Below are 23,566 nucleotides of genomic sequence, written 5' to 3'. Positions count from 1 at the left end.
CGCGGTACTCTAGCGCCTTTTTATGATTGAGCTTTAATTCAATTCTGAGTAAAAGCGATTACCCACCTGATCCCTAAGCTGTAACACGCATTTCAATCCGGTTTAAAGTTTGACGCTTATTCAAATATTCATCTTGTCTATGAGATCGAAATCTCAATGTCATTGAATGTTGTTTTTAGTTTCATAAAAAACATCAACACTGGTCGAGCTTTATAAGTCTTTTCTCAACAGGAAAAGTGAATTGAAACGCGTTTTCTAAACCGCATAATAAAGGAAGCGATGCAAGGTGGACAGAATGAAACAACAACTAACTCCTACCCTACTTGCAGCAATGGTCGCAAGTGTTCTCTCTACACCAGTAATGTCTGAGATCGTTATTTCTCAATATGTCGAAGGTAGCAGTAATAATAAAGCCATTGAAATTGCCAATACCGGCGATAGTCAGGTGTTGCTTGATGGTTATAGTTTGGCTAAATCAATTAATGGCCGTGGTCAATGGGATAGCGAGCTGCCATTGGACGGTAAAGTCATACAGGCTAAAAGCGTCTTAGTGATTGGTCACTCGCAATCAAGCGATGACATTAAAAACATCAGTCATTTTCTAGATAAGGATGTGCTTGGCTTTAACGGTAATGATCCGATTGCCTTGCTTAAGGGTGATGAAATACATGATGTGATTGGTCAAATGGGCGGCAATGATTTTGCAAAAGACGTCACTTTGACGCGCAGCCAAGATGATTTTTCTCCTTCTTCTCGTTATCAAGCTTCAAATTGGCTAGAGTCAGATAAAAATGACATTCAAGGTTTGGGTGAGCTTAATGGCGGTCAAGCGCCAGAGCCGTTTGCTTGCGAGCAAGACGGTCAGGACCCAGTCTTTACCTCAATTCATGACATTCAAGGTGAGGGCAGTCGCTCTCCATTGCTCGATAATGATGCCTTCATATCTGATGAGGAAGTGTATGTACAAGGTGTAGTCAGCGCCGCCACCAGAGGCCTGACTAAGGGGTTTTATCTGCAAGCGCTCAACGATGATGGCAACCCGAAAACTTCAGAAGGCCTGTTTGTTGAAACCAATCAATCTCAGCCTGAGCTTAAACCAGGCGATTTAGTGTGTGTTAAAGGTAAAGTGCAGGAAAACTATCAGCAGACTCAGCTAAAAGCAGGTAAAAACACTTGGGTTAAGCAGGGTGAGCAAACTCCCCCAGTTGCAACAGGTATTGATATTTTTGCCGATGATGGCAGCTTTGAACAAACCCTTGAGCGCTATGAAGGTATGTTGGTTAAGACAAGTGCTAGTCTTGATATGCGAGTCACGCGCACCTTCGGCTACGATTATGCGGCTAAGCGCAATAATATGGTACTGGCGCAGGGGAACATCAATATGCACCCAAACCAACTCTTTGCCGCAGGCTCAGAGAAGGCTAAGCAGCAAAGTATTGATAATAGTCAGCGGCGATTGTTTATTGAATCTGACAACAAAGCGCCCAATGGCGTTATCCCTTATTACCCTGACTTTGGTCTCACCGACGTTAATCAAGATGGCTCGACCGAAGATTATATTCGTATTGGCGATACCATTGTTGGTTTGGAAGGGGTGCTAAGTTATAGCTATGGTGACTATCGCTTAATTGCCACCAACACGTTAAGCAAAGATAACTTTGTTCGCCGCGACCCACGTACTCAATCGCCAGAGGTGAAAGAGAAGGGTGATTTAAGAATTGCGACCTTTAATGTGCTTAATTATTTCAATTCTCCTTTTGGGGGAGACTCGAATCCCAATGGGGGCAATCGAGGTGCCAAGACTTACCCTGAATTTGAAATTCAGCAAGCCAAAATTGTTAATGCCATTTTACGCCTTGATGCCGATATCATAGGTTTAATGGAAATTGAAAATAATGGCTTGGGTGAAAATGGCGCGATTGGCCAGCTTGTTGAGCAGTTAAACCAGCAGATTGATAACAAAAAAGATCGTTATAGGTTTGTTGCTATTGATAGCAATGGCGACAAAACCATCGACAAAAATGATTATATCGGTACGGATGCGATTACCACAGGAGTCCTTTATCGCTCTAAATCGGTTGAGTTACAAAGCTCACGAGTCATTGAGATGCCAAATCAACAAGCGCCAGAAGTGATTGATGATGATGGCAAGGTTATTGAAGATGGTAAGAATTACCAGCGAAATACACTCGCTCCGACCTTCAGGATAAAAAACAAAGACCAAAAGCAAGATACAGAGGAACTGATCACTGTTGCGGTTAACCACTTTAAGTCAAAAGGCTCCAAATGTTGGGAAGACGCTGCGCCAATCGAGCAGGGCGGTCAGGGTGGACAAGATGTCGATCAGCAAGGCGCGTGTGAAAACTTTCGAGTTTCTGCGGCAGTTGCCTTGGGGGATGCACTGAAAAACATTAAAGGTCACAAGGTAATTTTGGGCGATTTAAATGCTTACGGTAAAGAAGATCCCATGCTGGTTTTAACCGATTACAGCCAAAAGCAGTATGGCAAAGTGATTAAAGCGGCGCGCAATACTTATATTGGCGGCGCTGAGCAGGTTGGCGATGAGGGCGAGGTCATTCATCACAGCTATGGCTACATTAATGCGGTAGCCGCCAAGCATCCAAATAATTGGAGCTTCTCATACAATGATGAAGTGGGCGCGCTCGATCATATCTTGATAAGTCCTAGTCTTGAAGAGTATATGGTCGATGCCACTGAGTGGCATATTAATGGTGGTGAGTCGACCCTATTTGAATACAGTGATAGATACACAGGTGATTTGCCAAAATATACCGATCACCTTCGCTCATCAGATCACGACCCTGCGGTGCTTGAACTTACAATCAACTCAGAAAAAGGTGGCTCATTTGGTCTTGGCGCTGTCTTATCTTTATTTGGCCTAGCCCTATGGCGCAGACGTAACTAGCCTTTACTTTAAAATAAAGGTTGTAAAATAAAGCTTGTAAATAAATGCGGTAAACCAAATGCTGCAAAATAAGCCCCGCCACTAAAAGCTGTGGCGGGGTTTATTAAAGACATTTTTTATTAGCGGCTAATACGGATAAAGTCGCCGGCATTACTATTAAAAATTCTTCCATCACTAACACCACATTTTTCAAATAGAGGGTGCCAGTTTGTGGTCGCTTTCACATGTACCGGCGTTCCCTGTGAAAAAGTCATATAAATCATAGAGGTAGCTAGGTTGTTTTCGTAGTCAGTTGAAATTGGCCCATAGTAATCTGCCCAAGTACCAAACCATTTACCATCAACTTTAAATTGTAATGAGCGATGCCAATTATTAGGTTGTACTTGACCAGTTCCGCAAATCTGGATTTCTTCAATCACCCCTTGGCTTCTTGAGCAAAAGAAACAGGGGAAGTGAGAAGTAATAAAGCAAATAGAAGTTTTTTCATAAAAGTTTTCTCAAAAATGGGTAGTAAGAGTTAGAGTTGAGTTATGCCGCGCCACTTAAATCAGTAGCGGCCAGAATAGAGTGAGTATCATCACAAGTATTGGACTGCTTATTCGCCAATACTGATAAAGTCGCCAGCATTACGCTGAAAAATGGCGCCTTCGCTGACACCACATTTTTTCATATGGTTATGCCAAGCATCAGTGGCCTTAATATGTAAGGGCAGTTTTTGTGAATAAGCCATAAACACGAGTGAGGTAGAAATATTATTATCATTGTCGTTAGGAGAGCCGTAGTAGTCGGCGTAAGTACCAAACCATCGTCCATCAACTTTAAATTGTAAGGTTCTGGCCCAATCGACACCATTATTGTTATACCCACGAGCGCCAGTACCACAGATTTTGATAGCTTCAATCACCCCCTTGGCTTCTTGAGCAAAAGAAACAGGGGAAGTGAGAAGCAATAAAGCAAATAGAAGTTTTTTCATTGGGTTATTCCTACCAATAAGACAGTTCAATATAAAGATTGCGAATGATATTTATTTTTTGAATAATAACAATGCGATAATATAAGCATTCTTGGTGATGAAACATTAAATAAGTGGTTTTGTTACAGGAGTCACATCCGCATCAATATTTAAGTTAAGCCAGATAGGCTTGTCTTTTGTTTGGTGAGTCTATGAGTGACCTTATTTAACCCATAACCCATAATCTATGTCTATTTAGGAACAATAATGAAAAAATTATTCGGTGTATTAACGATTGTGGTTAGTTTGTTATCAGCGCCAGTGTCAGCTGCTGGAGTGGTAAGTGGCGAGATTGAATATATTCGTACACAAAGTTTTGATAAGCCCGCCTCACAAAAAAATCTGTTTTGGTTTACTTTAAAGCTCGACAAAGCAGGCAGCTGTAAAAAGTGGGAAGGTAACGGTGTACTATTTTTTGCTGATGATACAGCAGCATATTCCATGGTTCTTGCAGCTTTTACTGCAGGAAAGTCTGTCGCTGTGCACTTTGATGAAAATCAGCTTCGTGCTGGATGGTGTACTGCTTTACATGTCACTCTTGGCAACCCACCACCGCTGGATTACTAACATTAAAAATAGCCGCCTATATAAGCGGCTATTTTTTACCCATAAATATTGGTCGGTGTTTCGGTTTCGCAGCGCTCTAAATCATAGTCTAGCGTTATCGCACCTTTGCCTCTTCTAGCCGCTCTTAATACCATGCCACGCTCTAAATACCAACGTAAGTCTTCACATGCTAGGCGGTAGGTTAACTCCTTCGAACGAGCAGGGCTCCAGCGATAGTTTCCTGATATATAGCGAGAATAATAGATAACGCCGTTATCTAACACTTTAAAGTTTTCTATATCCTTGAAGTTTTTTCTCGCTTCATCGATGGTTTCTTGCGAGGCCGTGGTGTGGATATTTTCAACTGGGGTGGTTTGGCAGGCACTTAATATGAAGGTTGAAAGTCCAGCCACTGCAATATGTTGTAGTCTCATTTATAGTTCTCGTTTATTTGATAACGATCTTATTTGATAACAATCATGTTAACTTTTAATAAGCGGCAAAGTATAGAGATAATAATTATCAATAGGTAGTGATTGTTCTATAAATGTTCGATAAATCATTTCGTTATTGAGCGACGATTTAACCAGGCCTTATGTGCCAAGCCTTTTTCTCTGGCTTTGTAGAGTTAATACTTGCCTTTCGGCTTTGGTAATGCACAATACCGCCTCATATATGCGATTTATCAAAACCACTTGAGAGCTATGCTGCTGATCATCGATAATTACGACTCATTTACCTACAACTTGTATCAGTACTTTTGCGAGTTGGGGGCAGAGGTCAAGGTGGTGCGTAACGATCAAATTAGCCTTGAAGAGATTGAAGCGCTTAACCCCACTCATTTAGTGATATCACCAGGTCCATGTACGCCGAACGAAGCAGGCATCTCACTGAGTGCTATTAAGCACTTTGCGGGTAAACTGCCTATTTTGGGCGTGTGCTTAGGCCATCAAGCCATTGCGCAAGTATTTGGCGGAGAAGTCGTGCGCGCACGTCAGGTGATGCACGGTAAAACATCTGCTATTCGCCATAATAACCGCAGTGTATTTACCCAACTCAATAACCCACTCACTGTGACCCGTTACCATTCGCTGGTGGTGAAAAATGACAGCTTACCCGATTGCTTCGAACTGACCGCATGGACAACGCGAGAAGATGGTTCAATGGATGAAATCATGGGTTTTCAACATAAAACCCTGCCTATTGAAGCAGTTCAGTTTCATCCTGAGTCAATTAAAACCGAACAAGGCCACGAGCTACTGGCTAATTTCTTACGTCGATGAGTGATTTATCTCCAGCTAAATTCTGATAGCGATCACTTTTTTAACATTTTTCTCATATTTCACCCTGCGAATATGTTGTGAAAAACTATTCGTCGTCTCTTTGGTGTCTATCCTTCGAGCCTTGTTATCACTATGTTTAACGACAGCTTATGCCAACTATAAGAATATATTGCTTCATAAAAGCAGTGACTTAGTGCATAAATACTCAATGTAAGTGAAGAGACGTCTTTTCATAGTCGAATAAAAAGAATAATTCACTATTGAAATGGTTAATTAAATGTAAATACAATGCCGTAATTGCTTATATGCAAAACAAAATGTGCTTTCCTTAATAAGGAAGCAAGGATGCAAAAATTGCCTGGCATGCGGTATCGAGAGGGAATGTGCAATGACAGTTGAAAATAAAGTAGAACGCGGTTTGTTTGATGAGGTCATGGTACCTTGTTATAACCCAATGGAAATAGTGCCTGTCAAAGGTGAAGGTGCTCGCGTTTGGGATCAGCAAGGTAAAGAGTACATTGACTTTGCTGGTGGTATCGCAGTGAGCTGCCTTGGTCACTGCCACCCTGCGATGGTAAGCGCCTTGACCGAGCAAGGCCAAAAGCTTTGGCATCTGAGCAATGTGATGACCAATGAACCTGCGCTTCGTCTGGCGAAAAAACTCACCGAAAAGAGTTTTGCAGAGAAAGTGTTTTATGCCAACTCAGGAGCAGAGGCAAACGAAGCTGCCCTCAAGCTAGCTCGTCGTTACGCTGCCGATAAATTTGGTCCAGAGAAGTCTGAAATTATCGCCTTTAAGCAAGGTTTTCATGGCCGAACTTTCTTTACCGTTACCGTCGGTGGACAAGCGGCCTATTCTGATGGTTTTGGTCCAAAACCGGGTGATGTAACCCATTTACCATATAATGACATCGACACTCTGCGAGCTCATATTTCAGATCGCACTTGTGCGATCATGATGGAACCTTTGCAAGGGGAAGGTGGCATCATTTCGCCAACAGACGAGTTTGTACAAACGGTTCGTGAATTGTGTGATAAGCACAATGCTCTGCTCATTTTTGATGAAGTGCAGACAGGTAATGGTCGTACTGGGCACTTTTATGCTTACCAAGGCCTTGGTGTCACTCCAGATATTTTGAGTACAGCAAAATCACTTGGAGGCGGTTTCCCAATAGGCGCTATGCTCACCACGGCCGTGCTTGCGGAGCATCTTAAAATTGGTACTCATGGTTCAACTTATGGTGGTAACCCGCTGGCATGTGCTGTGGCTGAAGCTGTTGTTGATATTGTTAGCGACCCACAGACTCTACAAGGTGTTGCTGAGCGCGAAACATGGTTTAGAGATGGCCTAAATAAACTCAATGAAAAGTATCAGATGTTTGCTGAGATTCGTGGTAAGGGTCTTTTGCTTGGCGCTGCGCTAAATGATGAGTGGCAAAGCCGCGCTCGTGATGTCTTAGTTGCTGCAGGTCAAGAAGGCTTGATGGTTCTTGTCGCGGGTACCAATGTTGTTCGCTTTACACCATCTTTGGTCATCACTAAGCAAGAAGTTGAAGAGGGTTTATCAAGGCTTGATAAAGCTCTAGCAACACTCAGTAAATAATTAAGAAACACGGAAGATCGTCCTAGCGGGGCGATCTTCCTTTTCCGGTTCCACACATTATGTATTCCCAACACTAAGACGATACTTGGCTCTTAAACACATATAACCTGTTGTGAATACCACTTGGCTGCCATGGCAAAACTTAGCAGTAAGTCGATGATAAGTGGTACTGGCACATGCATCAGGAGGGAATATCGATGCTAGTTGTTCGCCCGATAACAATGTCGGACTATGATGCTTTGCATACATGCGCTGTAGAATCTGGACATGGATTTACATCACTTCCGGTTAATGAAGAATTGTTGACCAATCGAATTACACACTCCGAATATAGCTTCAATAAACCTAATGTGACTGAACCCGGCGACGAAGGTTACTTAATGGTTGGTTTTGATAGCGACAGCGGTGAGGTGGCTGGATGTACTGGCATTGAAGCATCTATTGGTTGGGATGTGCCGTTTTACTCTTATCATATCAGTACCATAGTGCATTCTTCACCCAAGCTCGATGTCAACAATGTAGTTAAGCTTTTGACATTTGGGAATAATTACACAGGTTGTAGTGAAATCTGTACTTTGTTTTTAAGGCCTAACTTTCGTGGCGGACTCAATGGTCGCTTGATGTCAAAGTGCCGCTTTCTGATGATGGCAGAGCACCCTCATCGTTTTTCTAACACGGTATTTGCTGAAATGCGCGGCGTATCGGACGATGAAGGCAACTCACCATTTTGGCAATGGTTGCAAGAACACTTTTTCTCTATTGAGTTCACTATGGCTGATTATTTGACAGGTATTGGTAAGAAAGGCTTTATTGCTGATCTTATGCCTAAGTTACCAATCTATATCAATTTACTCAGTAAGGAGGCTCAGGCAGTGATAGGGCAAGTACATGAAAATACCAAACCTGCACTACGCTTGCTTGAAAAAGAAGGTTTTACTTGTCGTAACTATGTAGACATTTTCGATGGCGGCCCTTCGGTTGAGTGCGATGTACGAAATATTGAGTCTGTCCGTCATTCTTTCCGAGCAAAAGTGACCATTTCAGAGCATTCTAGCTCGCAAGATTACCTGATTTCAAATACTTCATTTGAGCATTTTAGAGCGGTGGCAACTAAGGCTGCTTACGATCAAGAGTCTGAATCTGTCATTGTGTCACCGGACGTTGCCAAGGCATTGAAAGTCAATCAGGGCGACTATGTGCGCATGTTGGCTCAATAATAAGATAGGAGTAAAAATATGACACATTGGATTGCGGGTGAGTGGCTTGCTGGGCAAGGTGAATCGATGAACTCCACAAGCCCATACAACAATGAAGTAATTTGGCAAGGTGATAGTGCATCGCCTGAGCAGGTTGAATCTGCTGTTAATGCGGCTCGAGCTGCATTTACAAGCTGGAAGAAAAGTACCTACGCTGAACGTGAAGCAGTAGTGCTCGATTTTGCCGAAAAATTGAAACAGAACAGTGAAAAAATCGCTGAGATTATCGCTAAAGAAACGGGTAAGCCCTTATGGGAAACGAGAACGGAAGCGGCGGCAATGGCTGGAAAAATTGCCATATCAATTCGTGCCTACCATGACCGTACCGGTGGATCGCGGCGTGAAGCTGCTGGTAATCATATTGTTTTACGCCATCGCCCCCTAGGTGTATTGGCCGTGTTTGGTCCCTATAATTTCCCTGGCCACTTACCCAATGGACATATTGTCCCCGCGCTATTAGCCGGTAACACCGTGGTCTTTAAACCATCGGAACAGACGCCACTAACGGGTGAATTTGCGATGAAGCTGTGGCAGCAAGCAGGCTTGCCTGTTGGTGTGATTAACTTGGTTCAAGGAGCGAAGGAAACAGGAGTAGCACTGGCTGAGTCAAAAGGCATTGATGGCGTTCTATTTACTGGTAGTGCTAATACCGGTCATATTCTCCATCGTCAATTTGCAGGACAACCTGATAAAATGCTAGCTCTAGAAATGGGCGGCAATAACCCCATGGTGATTTCCGAGCAATACGGTGAGCTGGATGCGACGGTTTATACCATTATTCAATCGGCGTTTATTAGCGCAGGTCAACGTTGTACATGTGCGCGTCGCCTTTACATCCCGAGTGGAGAAAAAGGCGATGTATTGGTAAGTAAGCTACTTGAAGCAACACAGAAGATTGTTGTTGGTCAGCCATTTTCAGAGCCAGCTCCCTTTATGGGGCCACAGATTTCAAAAGCGGCGGCGGACTTTATTCTGCAAGCTCAATCCAATTTGGTCAAACTTGGTGGGCAAAGCTTATTAGAAGCAAAAGCGGGTGAAGCTGCGTTTGTTACGCCGGGTATCATCGATGTAACGCCAATTGCTGATTTACCTGATGAGGAATACTTCGGTCCTTTGCTTCAGGTTGTTCGATATCAAGGCTTAGAGAAAGCTGTTGAGCTGGCCAATGACACGCGCTTTGGTTTGTCGGCAGGTTTAGTTTCAACTGATGATGATGAGTGGAACTATTTTGTGGATAACATTCGTGCTGGTATTGTGAATCGTAATCGCCAGCTTACTGGTGCAAGTGGTGATGCCCCATTTGGTGGGCCTGGTGCATCAGGAAACTTGCGCCCTAGCGCGTATTACGCTGCTGATTATTGTGCGTACCCTATGGCGTCAATGGAAGGTGGTGAAACAATTTTACCTGCAACACTTAGTCCTGGTGTGGAGTTATAAATCGCACTGAGTCCTATTGATTTTAGGGCTGTGAAGGCTTGCTAAATTGACTTATCAGCGAGCCTAATTCCAACTAGATAACCCGACAAGGAGGCGTTATGACGCCAGATGTTTTGTTTCAGTCGTTATGGAATGACTATATTCAACGCTTGTGTCCTTCTGCGGATAAAGTTCACCAACTGCTGCAAGAAAGTGAACCACTTATCAACGATCATATTGCATTGCGCACGTTTAACTTAAACCCAGTGGGTATGGAAGCCATAGCTCAACCTTTTATTGATGTAGGCTATGTGGCGTGTGGTGATTATCAGTTTGTGGCGAAAAAGTTGGTTGCCAAACACTATGAACACTCTGATCCTAAGCAACCTAAAGTGTTTATTAGCGAATTAAAAGTAGAAGAGTGTTCCTTAGAATTACAGGAAATAGTAACCAAATTAGTTAAACAAGTGGACGCTAATCAGCTAAAGGGTCATGAATTCTTATCCGCTGGTCGTCTTTGGGAGCTGAGTTTTGAAGACTACCAGCAATTAGCAAAAGAGAGTGAATATGCGTCTTGGCTTGCCGCTCATGGCTATGGTGCAAATCATTTTACCGTTAGTGTTAATCAACTTGGTGCATTTGATGAAGCTAAACAAGTTAATGATTACCTTCGCCAAGCAGGTTTCACAATTAACGAGTCGGGTGGTGAGATAAAGGGATCGCCGCAAGTGTTGCTTGAGCAGTCCTCGACGATGGCAGATAAAGTGCCAGTATCTTTTGCAGAGAGCGTTCAAACAGTCCCTGGCGGTTTTTATGAGTTCGCAAAGCGTTACCCAATGAATAATGGGGAACTGTACTCTGGGTTTGTTGCTGCATCGGCAGATAAGATATTCGAAAGTACCAATAACTAGTTGGTTTAAGTGGCTATCTGTTGTTAGGAGAGGCTGTAACCTATTAGTAAAAAGGTGCCTAATATAGGCGCCTTTTCTTATTCTGTCACACTGAGCCAGTATTGGTCGGGAATTGAGCGAGTCTTTTCGCTTAGGTGAGGGTTATCTATGGTAAATGCTTTTCTGCTTCTTATGCCCGCTTGTTCGAAGGTTTTTTTCACTAGAGGTGATTGTTCAAAGAAGGCGACAAAAGAACCATCCTGGTATGAGGTTTCAAAAGCTTTTTGCAAAATATCGGCAACGTCAGGGTTATTGGGACTAACAAACAACAACATCGGGAAACGGTAAATCAGCATGAGTTTGTCATCGACGACTAAATTAGTTAACTGGCTACGCTGGGCAACTTCACTATAGGGCTCGATAACAGCTCTGGGGAATAAATCGGTACGCTCGCTATCAACAATACGAAAAATATTATCAAAACTGGGGACTTCTCTGACTTTAAACCCTCCAGACTTTAAGACTTTGACATCTGCCCAGCCCTGGCCTTGTATTATACCGAGTTTACGTAATTCCTCTATATTGTTTATGTCTCCCAATTTGGCTGCAGTCGCTTTGTTGGTGATAAAAATACGGTGACCGAGTAGCCCTCGAAAAACAGGATAGCGAATAGGGATTAGTTCTTGTTCCAGAGTTTTATCTGCACCAAGCCAATCAATGGTGATTTTACCATCTTTAAGCAAGCTAACTTTGCGAGATTGAGAATCAACAGGTGTTTTATAAGGCTGGAGTAATATGCCTTCACCTGATTTATCGACAAGAAACTGAATGAGGTCAATGGCGTAGCGATCGAGCTCTGAGCCTTCTCGTGGAATAGGGTGAATTATGGTGGTTTGGGCAACTGCCAATGATGAAATAAGACTGCAAACCAATAACAGTTGAGAGGTAAGCCTTGTTAGCATGAGTCTATCCTGTTTGAAAATTATGATTAAAATTCAAACTAAGGTTAGGATAGGGCTAGTTAATTGACAAATTTAAAATCTAAGCCGAGCAAATTTGCACTCGGCTTAATCTTCAGATTGATGGTTATCGAGTGCCGTATACGACGATCGTTTTACCATGTGCTGAAATTAGATTTTGCTCTTCCAACATCTTCAAAATACGACCAACCGTTTCACGTGAACAGCCAACAATCTGGCCAATTTCTTGGCGAGTAATCTTGATCTGCATGCCGTCTGGGTGTGTCATTGCGTCAGGCTGTTTTGCTAGATTTAGTAGTGTCTGAGCAATACGGCCAGTGACATCTAAGAAAGCAAGATCACCCACTTTCTGGCTGGTCACTTGCAAGCGACTCGCCATCTGTGAAGAAAGGCGCATTAGGATATCAGGATTGACTTGAATAAGTTGACGGAATTTCTTAAACGAAATCTCAGCTACTTCACAAGGCGACTTAGCTCTAACCCATGCTGTACGTTCTTGGTCTTCTTCGAATAAACCAAGCTCACCGATAAAGTCACCTTGGTTTAGGTAAGACAGTATCATTTCCTTGCCTTCTTCGTCTTTGATAAGTACCGCGACTGAACCTTTGACAATGTAGTAAAGCGTCTCCGCTTTCTCGCCAGCATGGATCAATGTGCTCTTAGATGGGTACTTATGAATATGACAATGTGAAAGGAACCACTCTAATGTTGGATCAGTTTGAGGTTTACCTAGAACCATAATATCTCACTTCCTCTGCAGGGTACGCTTGCTACTTTCCATGTATTAGCTAAGCCTTGAATCAAGACTTACTAGGATAAGAGCACTTTTCAAATGCTGCAAGCCATCTTTGTTTCTGTTTCAAATAGTATCTTTTTTTTGAATTGATTTCTTGATTTTAATCGCCTGTGATTGGCTATTTCGTACGCAGAAATGTGCACATGATCACGGTATGAAAAGTAATCGTGTATATAAGTAAGTCTTAACCAATTTTTCCGGTTTCAATTAATTGTTGAAGTATCGGACGAACAATTAACTCAACAGCAAAACTCATCTTTCCGCCAGGTACAACAATGGTGTTATGGCGCGACATAAATGAGCCATCTATCATTGCCAGTAAGTAAGGGAAATCAACATTTTTAATCCCGCGGAGACGAATGACCACAAAACTTTCATCAAGACTTGGGATCCCTTTAGCATTGAGCGGGTTCGAGGTATCAACGGTCGGGACCCTTTGGAAGTTAATATGAGTTCGAGAAAATTGAGGCGTGATGTAGTTTAAGTAGTCATCCATCGAGCGTACAATGGAGTCCATCACAGCTTCACGGGAATGACCTCTATCGCGAGTATCCCGAACAAACTTTTGAATCCATTCAAGATTGACGATCGGTACCATACCAATTAGAAAGTCAACATGCTGCGCGACGTTAATATCACCATCAACGACACCACCATGTAACCCTTCATAAAAAAGAACATCAGAGCTCTCTGGGAGCTCTTGCCAAGGAGTAAATGTTCCCGGCATCTGATTGTAGGGTACTGCTTCGTCAAAAGTATGGAGGTAACGGCGGATTTTACCAATACCGTCATTACCATATTTACGGAAAAACTCTGCCAGGGTAGGGAAGTCATTTGCTTGAGGCCCAAAGTAGCTAATATGTCGTCCTTGCTCTCTGGCTTTGCGAATTTCTACGTCCATTTCGGGACGCGTAAAGCGGTGGAAGCTATCACCCTCAACCCAAGCAGGTTTAACCTTCATCATGTTGAACATCTTGCGAAAAGCTTCGGATGTAGTTGTAGTTCCGGCACCTGAAGAGCCAGTAACGGCGATAACTGGATGTTTTGCTGACATGCCAACCCTTGTCTATGAATAACTGTCCATTGTTGCATTTCACTATAACATGCTTTGTAGAGAGAGCACTGTATGCTGTGTTTTAAAAAGAAAATTTTTGTTTGAGCTGGATATCGACTGTATCGTGAAGTTCTGAGAACACCACGACAGCTTCTCCAGATGCGAGCTGGTGTTTAACTTGGTCGATCTTGTCGGGTAAAGAGACTTCTGATACGCCGTAATCGGTACCTTCTCGCAGTATGAATTCTTGAATTAAGTTATCTAACGTTTCTGGAGCAATTTGTTGCCAAGGAACGATCATAAATACCTCTGTCTTTTATGTTCGATGATGCGTCATGCTTTATTTAGATAAAGCCCAACTTTGATAGTAAGCAGGCAGTGCCTCTTCAAGCCAGAACTTAGGTCTTAAAGCACTTCCAGTTACAAAGCCTACATGGCCGCCTTGCTCAAATAATCGATAGTCGATATTGCTAGGTAATGCATATTTAGGGATCACTGCCTCTGTCATAAAAGGGTCGTCTTTTGCATGGATGATTTGTAGGGGAAGACGAATATTCTTGAGTTTGTTAATGCCAGAGCAGCGATGATAATAGTCCTGTGCACCGTTAAAACCGTGTAATGGTGCTGTGATTAAATCATCAAATTCATAAAGCTTAGTTACACGTTTAATGCTTTGGTAAGAAACGTCTAACTCACCTTTGATTAAGTGATGTTTTCGCAGTGCATTTTTTTTCAGTGAAGAGAGTAAGTAAGTCTTGTAGATTTTTGAAAAACCTTGTTCGATACGCGTAGAACAAGCTGAGAGGTCTAAAGGTGCTGATATGATTGTTGCAGCAGAGATCATAGGATCCTGATTATATTGTGCGAGATAATTCGCCAACATGTTACCACCTAGTGATATACCAACGGCAACTTTTGTTTGGTTGGGAAACTGGAAGTTTATATGCTCAAGGAAATAACGCGCATCTTCTATTTCACCCGAGTGATAACTACGTGCATTGTGGTTAGGTTGGCCACTGCAACCACGAAAATGCATCATAACAGATAACCAACCTTGTTTTGCAAAAGCATGCATTAAGCCATTGGCATATGGGCTATAAAAACAACCTTCTAGGCCATGAAAGAGAATAAAAATCGGTTTTTTTTGTGCTTGTGCGGTTTGCCAATCTTCGCTCCATGCTAAATCAAGGAAATCATTATCTGGCGTATCAAGTCGTTGCCAAATTGGCTCAAATAATGCTTTTTTTCGAATAAAGCGAGGAGCTAACGTTTGTAAATGCGGATTGGATAAACCTTTGGCTGCAGTGAAATGGGTCATAGCAAATCCTATTGGTGAGTAAGGTCATCTATTGGCTGGGCAAACGCTTGGTGTAAGTGTTCTCCCCCGAGTTGACGACAGTACCTTAATGTCAGAGGATCATTTTTATTGTGTAATAAGGTTATACTGTTGATGCAGTCAACTAGGTCAGATTGCTGTTGCTTTTCAAGTTGCAGTTCAAACTGGAGTGATTCACGATACAAGGTCTCTGGGACATGAGACTTAAGCTTGCGACGTATATCTCGGTAGCTGTGTAGCAAGGTTTCAGAACGTCCTAGGCATTGTTCGATTTTATGCCAATCTTCGTCAAGGAAAGTGGCTTGCTGCTCATCCAGCCATTTAAGCAGCAGGAGAAGATTTACATTGCCTTTGAACTGGTTTTGAAGATTGAGGCACGCATCTTTGACTTCCCGGACGCTATAATATTGCAAGCTAAATTGCCACAGGCGTTCTAATGTTAGGGACACTGATACGTGCTTTGAGCTCATTGGCTATTAAACTCCTGTTCCATTTTTTCTAGTTCTTCTTGATATGTCATCCATTCTAATTCGATGTCTCCAAGTTTTATTTTGGCTTGGCTTTGAGTCGTTAATACTTGATTAAGTTTAGCTTTATTTTCCGGCTCATACAGTGAGGTATCGGATAATTCTAACTCTGTTTGGCTGAGTGCCGAGCTTAAACTATTCATTTGAGCTTCTAATTTGGTCAATGCTTTGCGGATAGGGGCTGTTTGTTTGCGAAGTTCAGCATCACGCCGCTTTTGTTCTTTTTTTGCTGCAGCACTGTTGGCGGTGTTTTTTTCTGGCAATAGAGCCTGTGTTTCGCGACGTTCTGCCTTTTGTTGTTCAGTTAGCCATTTGTAGTAATCGTTAAGGTCTCCGTCAAAAGGTGCAACCTGCTGATCATGCACCAGATAAAGGTCGTCGGTGGTCGCGCGCAGCAAATAACGATCGTGGGACACAATCACCATTGCTCCTTCAAAGGTCTGCAGGGCAAACGTTAATGCCTGACGCATATCGAGGTCTAAGTGGTTAGTGGGTTCATCAAGCAGTAGTAAATTGGGCTTTTGCCATACAACTAGCGCAAGAACTAAGCGAGCTTTTTCTCCTCCAGAAAAGGGTTCGACTGGTTCTAAGGCTTTGTCACCCTGAAAACCAAAGCTGCCCAGATAATTGCGCAGTTCAAGTTCATTTTTGTCCGGCGCGATCTGCATCATATGCTGTAGAGGCGTTTCTTGCGGGTGGAGCGTTTCCAATTGGTGCTGGGCAAAATAGCCTATTTTCACTCCTTGTGAGTAATTGAGATCGCCACTTTGAGGTGCTAGTTCTCCCGATAATAACTTGATCAGAGTTGATTTCCCTGCGCCATTTCGGCCCAGTAAGCCGATACGGCTGCCAGGCACAAGATTGAAACGAATTTTTTCTAGGATCAGGTTGTTATCATAGCCTGCGGATACTTCATCCATCATGATGATCGGATTGGGAAGCGCATTGGGTTGACGAAACTCAAAACTGAAAGGATTATCGAACTGTGCTGGCAAGACCTGCTCCATTTTCTCTAGAGCTTTAATTCGGCTTTGTGCTTGCCGTGCTTTCGAGGCTTTGTAGCGAAAACGGTCAATATAACTTTGCATGTGCGCCATTTGCTTTTGTTGCTTCTGATACATGGCTTGCTGGAGGATCAACTTTTGCGCCCGTTGTGTTTCAAAGGAAGAATAGTTACCTGTGTATTCATTGAGGTGCTGATTTTCAACATGAATAATACGGTTAACGATAGGGTCTAAAAAGTCTCTGTCATGGGAAATTAAGATTAGAGTTCCAGGGTAGTTCTGCAACCAGCGTTCTAGCCACATTACAGCATCCAGATCTAAATGGTTGGTCGGCTCATCAAGTAATAATAGATCTGAGCGGCACAACAGGGCTTGTGCGAGGTTTAAACGCATCCGCCAACCACCGGAAAATTGGGTTAGGCTCCAGTTCATCTGCTGCTGAGAAAATCCAAGACCGTCGAGTAGCTCAGCGGCGCGGGCGCGGATGCTGTAGCCGCCAATCGTTTCAATTTTCCCATGCAGTTCGGCAACCAGTGTACCATTATCGTCTTGTTCGGCTTTGACAAGCTTGGTTTCCAAGCTGCGGTATTCACGATCACCGTCAATGACGTAATCCAAAGCTTGTCGTTCTATTGCAGGAGTTTCTTGAGCGACCCACGCTAATTCCCAATGAGAAGGGCAACTGAAGTTACCGGCATCAGTAGAGAGTTCGTTTTTAATCAGCGCAAATAGGGTTGATTTGCCGCACCCATTTTTACCCACTAAGCCAATTTTATCGCCTGGGTGAATGGTTGCTGAGGTATTATCCAGTAAGGCTTTACCACCCCGAAGTAGTTGGATATCAGAAAAGGTAATCATAATTTTATGCTTTATTGTTTATTATTTAATAGTTCTCTTATCGCGTCGAATAGTAGGAGGAATGAGATAAAATGTCGATCATTGCGTTATGCTTAACAACAACGTATAACAAACTCATACTGATAAAAACGCTCTTATGTCTTGAGAATAAAAGGATGGCTGCTTAAAACATGGCGGTAACTGATTTAAACACTGACTTTCCTGAAAGCGCAAAAGTTCTGGTGATTTATGCTCATCCCGAATCACATAGCTCGGTTGCTAACCAAGTTATGCTCAAAAAGATCGCTTCGCTTGAACAGGTCACTGTGCGTGACTTATACGCATACTACCCTGACTTTTTCATCGATGTTGATTCAGAGCAGCAACTTCTTCTAGAGCACGATGTGATCGTATTCCAGCATCCACTATACATGTATTCTTGCCCAGCGTTACTTAAAGAGTGGATGGATAGAGTATTGGCAAAAGGGTTTGCCTATGGCAAGGGAGAAGCACTGAAAGGTAAATATTGGCGAAGCATAATTACCACTGGGGGTAATGAAGAAGCTTTTTGTAGTGAAGGTTATAACCGATATCCCTTGTCTGAAATACTGCAACCTTTTGAATTATCAGCGGCCTTGTGTCAAATGCATTGGATTGAACCTTTAGTTCTTTATTGGGCAAGGAACATCTCTGAGGCGGACCGTTCACAACATGCTGAAAACTATCATAGATGGCTACTTAATCTTACTACAGGTTCTGCTACCAGTTTCGATGTAGAAGGAGACCCGCTTGGCACTTGAAAGTGATTTCTTACAAAGCAGCGTGATTTTTTTGACCGCCGCTGTCATTGCGGTGCCTCTTGCTCAGCGATTAGGGCTGGGCTCAGTCCTTGGTTATTTATTGGCTGGGGTAGTCATTGGCCCTTGGGGCTTTAGCTTAATCAGTGATGTTGAGGCTATTTTACACTTTGCCGAATTTGGCGTTGTACTGCTGCTATTTTTGATAGGTTTGGAGCTAAACCCCAAAAAGCTGCTGCAAATGAAAGGCCCAATTTTAGGACTTGGTGGTGCTCAGGTTGTTATCTCTACCGCAGCTATAGGTGCGGTAGCCTATTTTTTTGGGCTCAGTTGGCAAACAAGCTTAGTCATAGGTATGGGGCTGGCGCTTTCCTCGACGGCTATCGCCTTAAAAGTGATAGAAGAACAAGGGCTTGCTGGTAGTGAGACGGGTCAGTCAGGTTTTGCTGTGCTTTTGTTTCAAGATATTGCTGTTATTCCCATGTTGGCGATTTTGCCTATTCTGGCGGGTAATACAGCAGGTAACTGGTCGGATGCTATTTGGATGCTATGCGGCGTAATAGGTCTACTGGTTGGGGGGCATTTCCTGCTGCGCCCTTTGTTTCGCTATGTCGTTTTAAGTGGTGTACGAGAGTTATTCACTGTTGCTGCTTTATTGCTAGTCATTGGCATTGCTTTATTGATGAAGCATCTTGGATTATCAATGGCATTAGGTACCTTCCTTGCCGGCGTTCTGCTGGCTGAAAGTGAATATCGACATGAGCTAGAAATTGCGATTGAACCTTTTAAAGGTTTGCTGCTTGGTCTGTTCTTTATCGCTGTTGGTATGGCGGTTAATTTGGGCTTGTTAGCGCTAGAACCACTAAGCGTATTGGCAGCAGTATTTGGTCTGGTTTTGATTAAAGGTCTGATTTTGTACTTCCTTGCAAGATTATCAGGCGGGCGGCCTAAAGTGCGCAGCAAAATGGCAGCTATTTTGAGCCAAGGTGGTGAATTTGCGTTTGTTATTTTTACTGCGGCGAGCAAAGAGGGGCTGATTGCTCCTGAGCAAAATGCTTTCTTGTTGGTAGTGGTGAGTTTATCTATGGTGACTACGCCGCTTCTTTTGATGGCGCAAAGTAAGTGGTATGCGCGGGGATTAAACTTTGACGAGTCAGGGCTAAAGCGCAGTGATGTTGTTAATCGACAGCCTCGCGTTATTATTGCTGGCTTCGGTCGCTTTGGTCAGATTATTGGTCGTTTAATGTATGCCAATAAAATACGGGTCACGGTATTGGAAAGCGATGCCAGCCAGATTCACTTGTTGAGAAAATATGGATATAAAGTATTTTATGGTGACGCAACCCAGCTTGATTTGTTAAGAGCGGCAGGAGCGAATAAAGCGGAAGCCATGGTGATATGCACTGACTCGCCAGAAGAGATCATGAAAATTGTTGAGTTATGTAAATATCACTTCCCGAATCTTAAGCTGTTTGCTCGTGCGAGAAGCCGAGTCGAGGCCTACCAGTTGATCGGCCATGGTGTCGAAAATTACTCTCGAGAAACTTTCTTAGGTGCATTAGATTTAGGGCGTCAAGCCTTGGTTGAGCTTGGTATGCATCCTTATCAGGCTAAACGAGCGGAAGCCCACTTTAAAAAGCTTGATCATGGTATGCTGAAAGAACTACTTCCTCAACACCATGAAGATAAGCAATTGGCGATGAGAGCTAAAGAAGCCCGCAAAGAATTGGAAGAAATTTTTGGTCGGGAAATGGAAAGAGATCAACAATCAAAGAACTTTTGGGATTAACTCCAAACCCTCTTTGCCCCATTAACGTAAAAGTATTGTTAAAGGTAGCTATGGGTGATGTATTGGAATGAAAACAATGAAAAAAAGATTTATTGCAGGCGCTAGCTGCCCTAAATGTTCACAGCAGGATACTTTACGCTGGTGGATAGAAAATAATATTGAATTAGTCGAATGCGTTGAATGTGAATATCAAGAACAACGTAAGCCACAGGTTGTGGAAAAAACTGAACACGCGCAACAAGAGATGATCGGAATTTTTAAGCCAGATTAATTGAGTTTCTGTAATTGATCCCCATAATAGCGGCATATAAAATGTTAAATCGGAGCGATTATTTGCTCCGTTTCTTTATCTCCTTGGAGTCATTATGAAAATTGAAAAGAATGTGGTAGTGAGCCTAGCTTATCAAGTAAAGCTAGAAGATGGTGTAGTTGTTGATCAGTCGACAACGGAAGCGCCACTCGATTACTTGCACGGCAACAGTAACCTGATCACAGGACTTGAAACGGCTCTTGAAGGAAGAGAAGCGGGCGCTCAGTTTTCGGTAACCGTTTCCCCTGAAGAGGCTTACGGTGAGCATAACGATGGACTTGTGCAGCGTGTACCTGCAAACGTATTCCAAGGTGTGGATCAAATTGAAGTAGGCATGCGTTTTTTAGCGGATACTGACCAAGGTCCGATCCCAGTAGAAGTGACAGAAGTTGATGGTGATGATGTCGTGGTTGATGGCAACCATATGCTCGCTGGACAAACACTGACGTTTGATGTTGAAGTAGTGGCAGTGCGTGAAGCGACAGCAGAAGAAATCGAACATGGCCATGTTCATCAAGAGGACGGTAGCTGTGGCAGTCATGATCACGATCATGGTGAAGATCATGATGACTGCTGTAGCGGCGGTAGCTGTAGTAGCTAGTAGCATAATTTCCTGAACCATGTGTTTAGGTAGCCAATGTTAAGCGCAAGATTAAGAGATTAACTTGCGCTTTTTGTTTATCTCAGATGTGACGAAAAGCAAACAAAAAATAACAGGAGTTAAACGTGACTAAACCGTTCGCAATGGCGATTCACGCTGGTGCTGGCACTATTTTACGTGAACAAATGAGTGAAGAATTAAACTTAGCTATTCGTTATGAACTCGAAAAGTCGGTTCGCGTTGGTCATGAGATTCTTACTCATGGCGGTGATGCAATGGACGCAGTGGTTGCCGCTGTTAAGGTGCTAGAAGATTCAGTTCATTTTAATGCAGGGCGTGGTTCAGTATTGACCGATAAAGAAATCGTTGAGATGGATGCCTCTGTAATGCATGGTAAAGAGGCTAATGCTGGCGCAGTGGCTGGCGTGCGTCATATTCGTAATCCGGTTGAGCTGGCGCGCGATGTGATGGAACACAGTGCGCATGTGTTACTTATTGGTGATGGTGCAGAAGAGTTTGCATTTGAGCATAATCATCAATACACAGAACAAGACTATTTTTTTACCGACCGTCGCTATGACCAATTGCAGTCGATGAAACAAAAGGGTTTATTCGCCTTATCTGAATCTAAGTATCCTGATGATAACAAACATGGCACTGTGGGTGCTGTTGCGTTAGATCAACTCGGTAATCTCGCTGCCGCAACTAGCACTGGAGGGGTTACCAATAAAAAATATGGTCGAGTAGGGGATTCTTCCATCATTGGCGCAGGTACATTTGCAGAAAATGGTAATGTTGCCCTGTCAGCGACAGGCATGGGTGAATACTTTATTCGTAAAACTGTAGCCAGTGATATTGCGGCTCGTATGCGTTATCTAAAAGAAGATGTGCGCACTGCAAGTGAAGCTGTAATCCAAGGTGAATTAAAGCTGATTGGAGGAGAAGGTGGCGTGATTGCTATTGATAGTAAGGGAGCCATTCACTTCGCCATGAACAGCAGTGGAATGTATCGCGCAAGTATCGGCCTTGATGGTGCATTAGTGGTCAAGATCTACGCTGACGAATAGGTCTTAAATTATGTTTAATGCTAGTGCTCACAAGGGGTTAACGCTTGATAACCTGCCTGTAATTAAAAAATGACTGCAACGAATGTAATTCGGTGCTAGAATCCATTTTTAACTAGCTATCAGACTTGGAAAGATGGGAAATAACGTTGTCGTTCTGGGCACCCAATGGGGTGACGAAGGTAAAGGTAAAATTGTAGACCTTTTAACTGAAGATGCAAAATATGTGGTTCGCTATCAAGGCGGTCACAACGCAGGTCACACTCTTGTCATTGACGGTGAAAAAACCGTTCTTCATTTAATTCCATCCGGTATTCTTCGCGATAACGTAAAGTGTGTTATCGGCAACGGCGTCGTTTTGTCGCCAGAAGCATTATTGAAAGAAATGAAACCACTTGAAGAGCGTGGCATTCCAGTACGCGAGCGTCTTTTCGTTTCTGAAGCTTGTCCTCTCATTCTTCCTTACCACATTGCTATTGACAACGCGCGTGAAATTGCTCGTGGTAAAAAAGCAATTGGTACAACAGGTCGTGGTATCGGCCCGGCTTACGAAGATAAAGTTGCTCGTCGCGGTTTGCGTGTTGGTGATCTTTTCGATAAAGATGTCTTTGCTGAGAAACTTAAAGAAGTGATGGAATTCCATAACTTCCAGTTAGAGCATTTCTACAAAGTAGACACTGTAAGCTACGAAGCCGTTTTTGAACAATGTATGGGTTACGCTGAATTACTGACTTCAATGGTGATGGACGTAACTGACGAACTTGATGCGGCCCGTAAACGTGGTGATAAGATCATGTTTGAAGGTGCACAAGGTACGTTGCTAGATATTGACCACGGTACATATCCATACGTAACTTCCTCAAATACTACCGCTGGTGGTGTGGCTGCAGGATCTGGTTTTGGTCCTCGTCACATAGGCTACATTCTTGGTATTACTAAAGCTTACTGTACTCGGGTTGGTTCTGGTCCATTCCCAACCGAGCTTTACGATGGTCAAGACAAACAGGATCCTATTGGTAAGCATTTAGGTGATGTGGGCCATGAGTTTGGCGCGACGACTGGTCGTCTTCGCCGCACAGGTTGGTTTGATGCTGTTGCTATGCGCCGTGCGATCCAAATTAACTCTCTAACGGGTATATGCTTGACTAAGCTAGATGTTCTTGATGGCCTTAAAGAAATCAAGATTTGTACCGGTTATAAGATGAAAGATGGCTCTATATTAGAAGTGTCGCCAATGGCAGCTGAATCTTTTGAAGCAGCAACACCAATTTACGAAACCATGTCAGGTTGGTCTGAAACTACCTTTGGTGCTAAATCCTTAGAAGCACTCCCGAAAGCAGCTCTGGATTACATCAAGCGTATTGAAGACCTAACAGGTGTGCCCGTAGATATCATTTCTACAGGACCAGATCGCAACGAAACCATTATTAAGGTTCATCCATACCAAGCTTAAATTTGCGCGATATAAAGGATTATAAAAACCAGCATGCGAGTGCTGGTTTTTTTGTGTTTGATAGGTGGTGATTATCTATACTTAGG

23 protein-coding genes are annotated in these 23,566 nt (G+C 43.1%); 13 read left to right on the top strand and 10 right to left on the bottom strand.

From position 1 onward, the window contains the following. Positions 1-295: 295 nt before the first annotated feature. Positions 296-2,926 carry an ExeM/NucH family extracellular endonuclease gene (locus KO511_RS01180; protein ID WP_215985670.1) on the top strand — a complete coding sequence of 877 codons (2,631 nt, stop codon included), beginning with the start codon at positions 296-298 and terminating at the stop codon, positions 2,924-2,926. 119 nt (positions 2,927-3,045) lie between these two features. Here the strand turns inward: KO511_RS01180 and KO511_RS01175 are convergent, their stop codons facing one another. Continuing rightward, the gene (locus KO511_RS01175) at positions 3,046-3,345 is read right to left on the bottom strand and encodes a hypothetical protein (RefSeq protein ID WP_215985669.1); all 300 of its coding nucleotides are present in this window, start codon (positions 3,343-3,345) and stop codon (positions 3,046-3,048) included. A 176-nt stretch (positions 3,346-3,521) separates the two neighbouring features. Next, positions 3,522-3,899 carry a hypothetical protein gene (locus KO511_RS01170; RefSeq protein WP_215985668.1) on the bottom strand — a complete coding sequence of 126 codons (378 nt, stop codon included), beginning with the start codon at positions 3,897-3,899 and terminating at the stop codon, positions 3,522-3,524. Positions 3,900-4,145: 246 nt separating this feature from the next. On the opposite strand from KO511_RS01170, the gene KO511_RS01165 reads away from it, so the two are divergent. Continuing rightward, complete coding sequence (locus KO511_RS01165; protein ID WP_215985667.1) at positions 4,146-4,505, top strand: hypothetical protein; 360 nt, start codon at positions 4,146-4,148, stop codon at positions 4,503-4,505. A 35-nt stretch (positions 4,506-4,540) separates the two neighbouring features. On the opposite strand, the gene KO511_RS01160 is transcribed toward KO511_RS01165, so the two are convergent. Continuing rightward, entirely contained in the window at positions 4,541-4,918 is a 378-nt protein-coding gene (locus KO511_RS01160; RefSeq protein ID WP_215985666.1) for a hypothetical protein, read from the bottom strand. Between the two features lie 270 nt (positions 4,919-5,188). Here KO511_RS01160 and KO511_RS01155 point away from each other — a divergent pair, with 270 nt between their 5' ends. The 5 genes from KO511_RS01155 to KO511_RS01135 all read left to right on the top strand — a co-directional run bounded on the left by KO511_RS01155 (position 5,189) and on the right by KO511_RS01135 (position 10,953). Then, positions 5,189-5,767 carry an aminodeoxychorismate/anthranilate synthase component II gene (locus KO511_RS01155; RefSeq protein ID WP_215985665.1) on the top strand — a complete coding sequence of 193 codons (579 nt, stop codon included), beginning with the start codon at positions 5,189-5,191 and terminating at the stop codon, positions 5,765-5,767. A 388-nt stretch (positions 5,768-6,155) separates the two neighbouring features. Continuing rightward, positions 6,156-7,370, top strand: coding sequence for an aspartate aminotransferase family protein (locus KO511_RS01150; protein ID WP_215985664.1), 1,215 nt, complete (start codon positions 6,156-6,158; stop codon positions 7,368-7,370). A 197-nt stretch (positions 7,371-7,567) separates the two neighbouring features. Beyond that, positions 7,568-8,587 (top strand): arginine N-succinyltransferase, encoded by a 1,020-nt coding sequence (gene astA, locus KO511_RS01145; protein ID WP_215985663.1) that lies wholly within the window; start codon positions 7,568-7,570, stop codon positions 8,585-8,587. Positions 8,588-8,605: 18 nt separating this feature from the next. Next, a complete protein-coding gene (gene astD / locus KO511_RS01140) occupies positions 8,606-10,063 on the top strand; it encodes a succinylglutamate-semialdehyde dehydrogenase (RefSeq protein ID WP_215985662.1) in 1,458 nt (485 codons plus the stop codon). Between the two features lie 98 nt (positions 10,064-10,161). After that, positions 10,162-10,953 (top strand): DUF1338 domain-containing protein, encoded by a 792-nt coding sequence (locus KO511_RS01135; RefSeq protein WP_215985661.1) that lies wholly within the window; start codon positions 10,162-10,164, stop codon positions 10,951-10,953. Between the two features lie 77 nt (positions 10,954-11,030). Here the strand turns inward: KO511_RS01135 and KO511_RS01130 are convergent, their stop codons facing one another. From KO511_RS01130 to KO511_RS01100, 7 genes are all read right to left on the bottom strand, one after another. Further along, positions 11,031-11,894 carry a hypothetical protein gene (locus KO511_RS01130; protein WP_215985660.1) on the bottom strand — a complete coding sequence of 288 codons (864 nt, stop codon included), beginning with the start codon at positions 11,892-11,894 and terminating at the stop codon, positions 11,031-11,033. A gap of 124 nt (positions 11,895-12,018) precedes the next feature. Continuing rightward, positions 12,019-12,651 (bottom strand): cAMP-activated global transcriptional regulator CRP, encoded by a 633-nt coding sequence (gene crp / locus KO511_RS01125; protein WP_009602948.1) that lies wholly within the window; start codon positions 12,649-12,651, stop codon positions 12,019-12,021. A 241-nt stretch (positions 12,652-12,892) separates the two neighbouring features. Next, positions 12,893-13,762 carry a phosphoribulokinase gene (locus KO511_RS01120; protein WP_215985659.1) on the bottom strand — a complete coding sequence of 290 codons (870 nt, stop codon included), beginning with the start codon at positions 13,760-13,762 and terminating at the stop codon, positions 12,893-12,895. Between the two features lie 82 nt (positions 13,763-13,844). Beyond that, positions 13,845-14,063 carry a YheU family protein gene (locus tag KO511_RS01115; RefSeq protein ID WP_215985658.1) on the bottom strand — a complete coding sequence of 73 codons (219 nt, stop codon included), beginning with the start codon at positions 14,061-14,063 and terminating at the stop codon, positions 13,845-13,847. Between the two features lie 39 nt (positions 14,064-14,102). Next, positions 14,103-15,080, bottom strand: a complete 978-nt coding sequence (locus KO511_RS01110; protein ID WP_215985657.1) for a hydrolase — start codon at positions 15,078-15,080, stop codon at positions 14,103-14,105. An 8-nt stretch (positions 15,081-15,088) separates the two neighbouring features. Beyond that, entirely contained in the window at positions 15,089-15,568 is a 480-nt protein-coding gene (locus KO511_RS01105) for a TIGR02444 family protein (protein WP_215985656.1), read from the bottom strand. Continuing rightward, entirely contained in the window at positions 15,565-17,487 is a 1,923-nt protein-coding gene (locus KO511_RS01100) for an ABC transporter ATP-binding protein (RefSeq protein WP_215985655.1), read from the bottom strand. The genes KO511_RS01105 and KO511_RS01100 overlap by 4 nt, the downstream gene beginning before the upstream one ends. A 170-nt stretch (positions 17,488-17,657) precedes the next feature. Here KO511_RS01100 and kefG point away from each other — a divergent pair, with 170 nt between their 5' ends. From kefG to KO511_RS01070, 6 genes are all read left to right on the top strand, one after another. Then, entirely contained in the window at positions 17,658-18,266 is a 609-nt protein-coding gene (gene kefG / locus KO511_RS01095; RefSeq protein ID WP_215985654.1) for a glutathione-regulated potassium-efflux system ancillary protein KefG, read from the top strand. Beyond that, positions 18,256-20,052 carry a glutathione-regulated potassium-efflux system protein KefB gene (gene kefB / locus KO511_RS01090; protein WP_215985653.1) on the top strand — a complete coding sequence of 599 codons (1,797 nt, stop codon included), beginning with the start codon at positions 18,256-18,258 and terminating at the stop codon, positions 20,050-20,052. The genes kefG and kefB overlap by 11 nt, the downstream gene beginning before the upstream one ends. 76 nt (positions 20,053-20,128) lie before the next feature. Further along, on the top strand, positions 20,129-20,323 hold the full coding sequence (locus tag KO511_RS01085; protein ID WP_125320754.1) for a YheV family putative zinc ribbon protein: 195 nt from the start codon (positions 20,129-20,131) through the stop codon (positions 20,321-20,323). Positions 20,324-20,417: 94 nt separating this feature from the next. Continuing rightward, positions 20,418-20,963 (top strand): peptidylprolyl isomerase, encoded by a 546-nt coding sequence (gene slyD / locus KO511_RS01080; RefSeq protein WP_215985651.1) that lies wholly within the window; start codon positions 20,418-20,420, stop codon positions 20,961-20,963. A gap of 125 nt (positions 20,964-21,088) precedes the next feature. Beyond that, complete coding sequence (locus tag KO511_RS01075; RefSeq protein ID WP_215985650.1) at positions 21,089-22,030, top strand: isoaspartyl peptidase/L-asparaginase family protein; 942 nt, start codon at positions 21,089-21,091, stop codon at positions 22,028-22,030. 133 nt (positions 22,031-22,163) lie between these two features. Beyond that, complete coding sequence (locus KO511_RS01070; RefSeq protein WP_215985649.1) at positions 22,164-23,480, top strand: adenylosuccinate synthase; 1,317 nt, start codon at positions 22,164-22,166, stop codon at positions 23,478-23,480. Positions 23,481-23,566 lie beyond the last annotated feature (86 nt).

This window comes from Vibrio hepatarius (assembly GCF_018860525.1).
GTDB classification, from domain to species: domain Bacteria; phylum Pseudomonadota; class Gammaproteobacteria; order Enterobacterales; family Vibrionaceae; genus Vibrio; species Vibrio hepatarius_B.
The sequence above is the reverse complement of the archived record's forward strand: the minus strand, read 5'-3'. Positions and strand labels throughout refer to the sequence as shown.

Excerpts from the sequence above, each read along its gene's own strand:
- KO511_RS01180 (WP_215985670.1), top strand. The coding sequence starts at position 296 with ATGAAACAACAACTAACTCCTACCCTACTTGCAGCAATGGTCGCAAGT.
- KO511_RS01170 (WP_215985668.1), bottom strand. The coding sequence starts at position 3,899 with ATGAAAAAACTTCTATTTGCTTTATTGCTTCTCACTTCCCCTGTTTCT.
- KO511_RS01165 (WP_215985667.1), top strand. The coding sequence starts at position 4,146 with ATGAAAAAATTATTCGGTGTATTAACGATTGTGGTTAGTTTGTTATCA.
- KO511_RS01160 (WP_215985666.1), bottom strand. The coding sequence starts at position 4,918 with ATGAGACTACAACATATTGCAGTGGCTGGACTTTCAACCTTCATATTA.
- KO511_RS01155 (WP_215985665.1), top strand. The coding sequence starts at position 5,189 with ATGCTGCTGATCATCGATAATTACGACTCATTTACCTACAACTTGTAT.
- KO511_RS01150 (WP_215985664.1), top strand. The coding sequence starts at position 6,156 with ATGACAGTTGAAAATAAAGTAGAACGCGGTTTGTTTGATGAGGTCATG.
- astA (WP_215985663.1), top strand. The coding sequence starts at position 7,568 with ATGCTAGTTGTTCGCCCGATAACAATGTCGGACTATGATGCTTTGCAT.
- astD (WP_215985662.1), top strand. The coding sequence starts at position 8,606 with ATGACACATTGGATTGCGGGTGAGTGGCTTGCTGGGCAAGGTGAATCG.
- KO511_RS01135 (WP_215985661.1), top strand. The coding sequence starts at position 10,162 with ATGACGCCAGATGTTTTGTTTCAGTCGTTATGGAATGACTATATTCAA.
- KO511_RS01130 (WP_215985660.1), bottom strand. The coding sequence starts at position 11,894 with ATGCTAACAAGGCTTACCTCTCAACTGTTATTGGTTTGCAGTCTTATT.
- crp (WP_009602948.1), bottom strand. The coding sequence starts at position 12,651 with ATGGTTCTAGGTAAACCTCAAACTGATCCAACATTAGAGTGGTTCCTT.
- KO511_RS01120 (WP_215985659.1), bottom strand. The coding sequence starts at position 13,762 with ATGTCAGCAAAACATCCAGTTATCGCCGTTACTGGCTCTTCAGGTGCC.
- KO511_RS01115 (WP_215985658.1), bottom strand. The coding sequence starts at position 14,063 with ATGATCGTTCCTTGGCAACAAATTGCTCCAGAAACGTTAGATAACTTA.
- KO511_RS01110 (WP_215985657.1), bottom strand. The coding sequence starts at position 15,080 with ATGACCCATTTCACTGCAGCCAAAGGTTTATCCAATCCGCATTTACAA.
- KO511_RS01105 (WP_215985656.1), bottom strand. The coding sequence starts at position 15,568 with ATGAGCTCAAAGCACGTATCAGTGTCCCTAACATTAGAACGCCTGTGG.
- KO511_RS01100 (WP_215985655.1), bottom strand. The coding sequence starts at position 17,487 with ATGATTACCTTTTCTGATATCCAACTACTTCGGGGTGGTAAAGCCTTA.
- kefG (WP_215985654.1), top strand. The coding sequence starts at position 17,658 with ATGGCGGTAACTGATTTAAACACTGACTTTCCTGAAAGCGCAAAAGTT.
- KO511_RS01085 (WP_125320754.1), top strand. The coding sequence starts at position 20,129 with ATGAAAAAAAGATTTATTGCAGGCGCTAGCTGCCCTAAATGTTCACAG.
- slyD (WP_215985651.1), top strand. The coding sequence starts at position 20,418 with ATGAAAATTGAAAAGAATGTGGTAGTGAGCCTAGCTTATCAAGTAAAG.
- KO511_RS01070 (WP_215985649.1), top strand. The coding sequence starts at position 22,164 with ATGGGAAATAACGTTGTCGTTCTGGGCACCCAATGGGGTGACGAAGGT.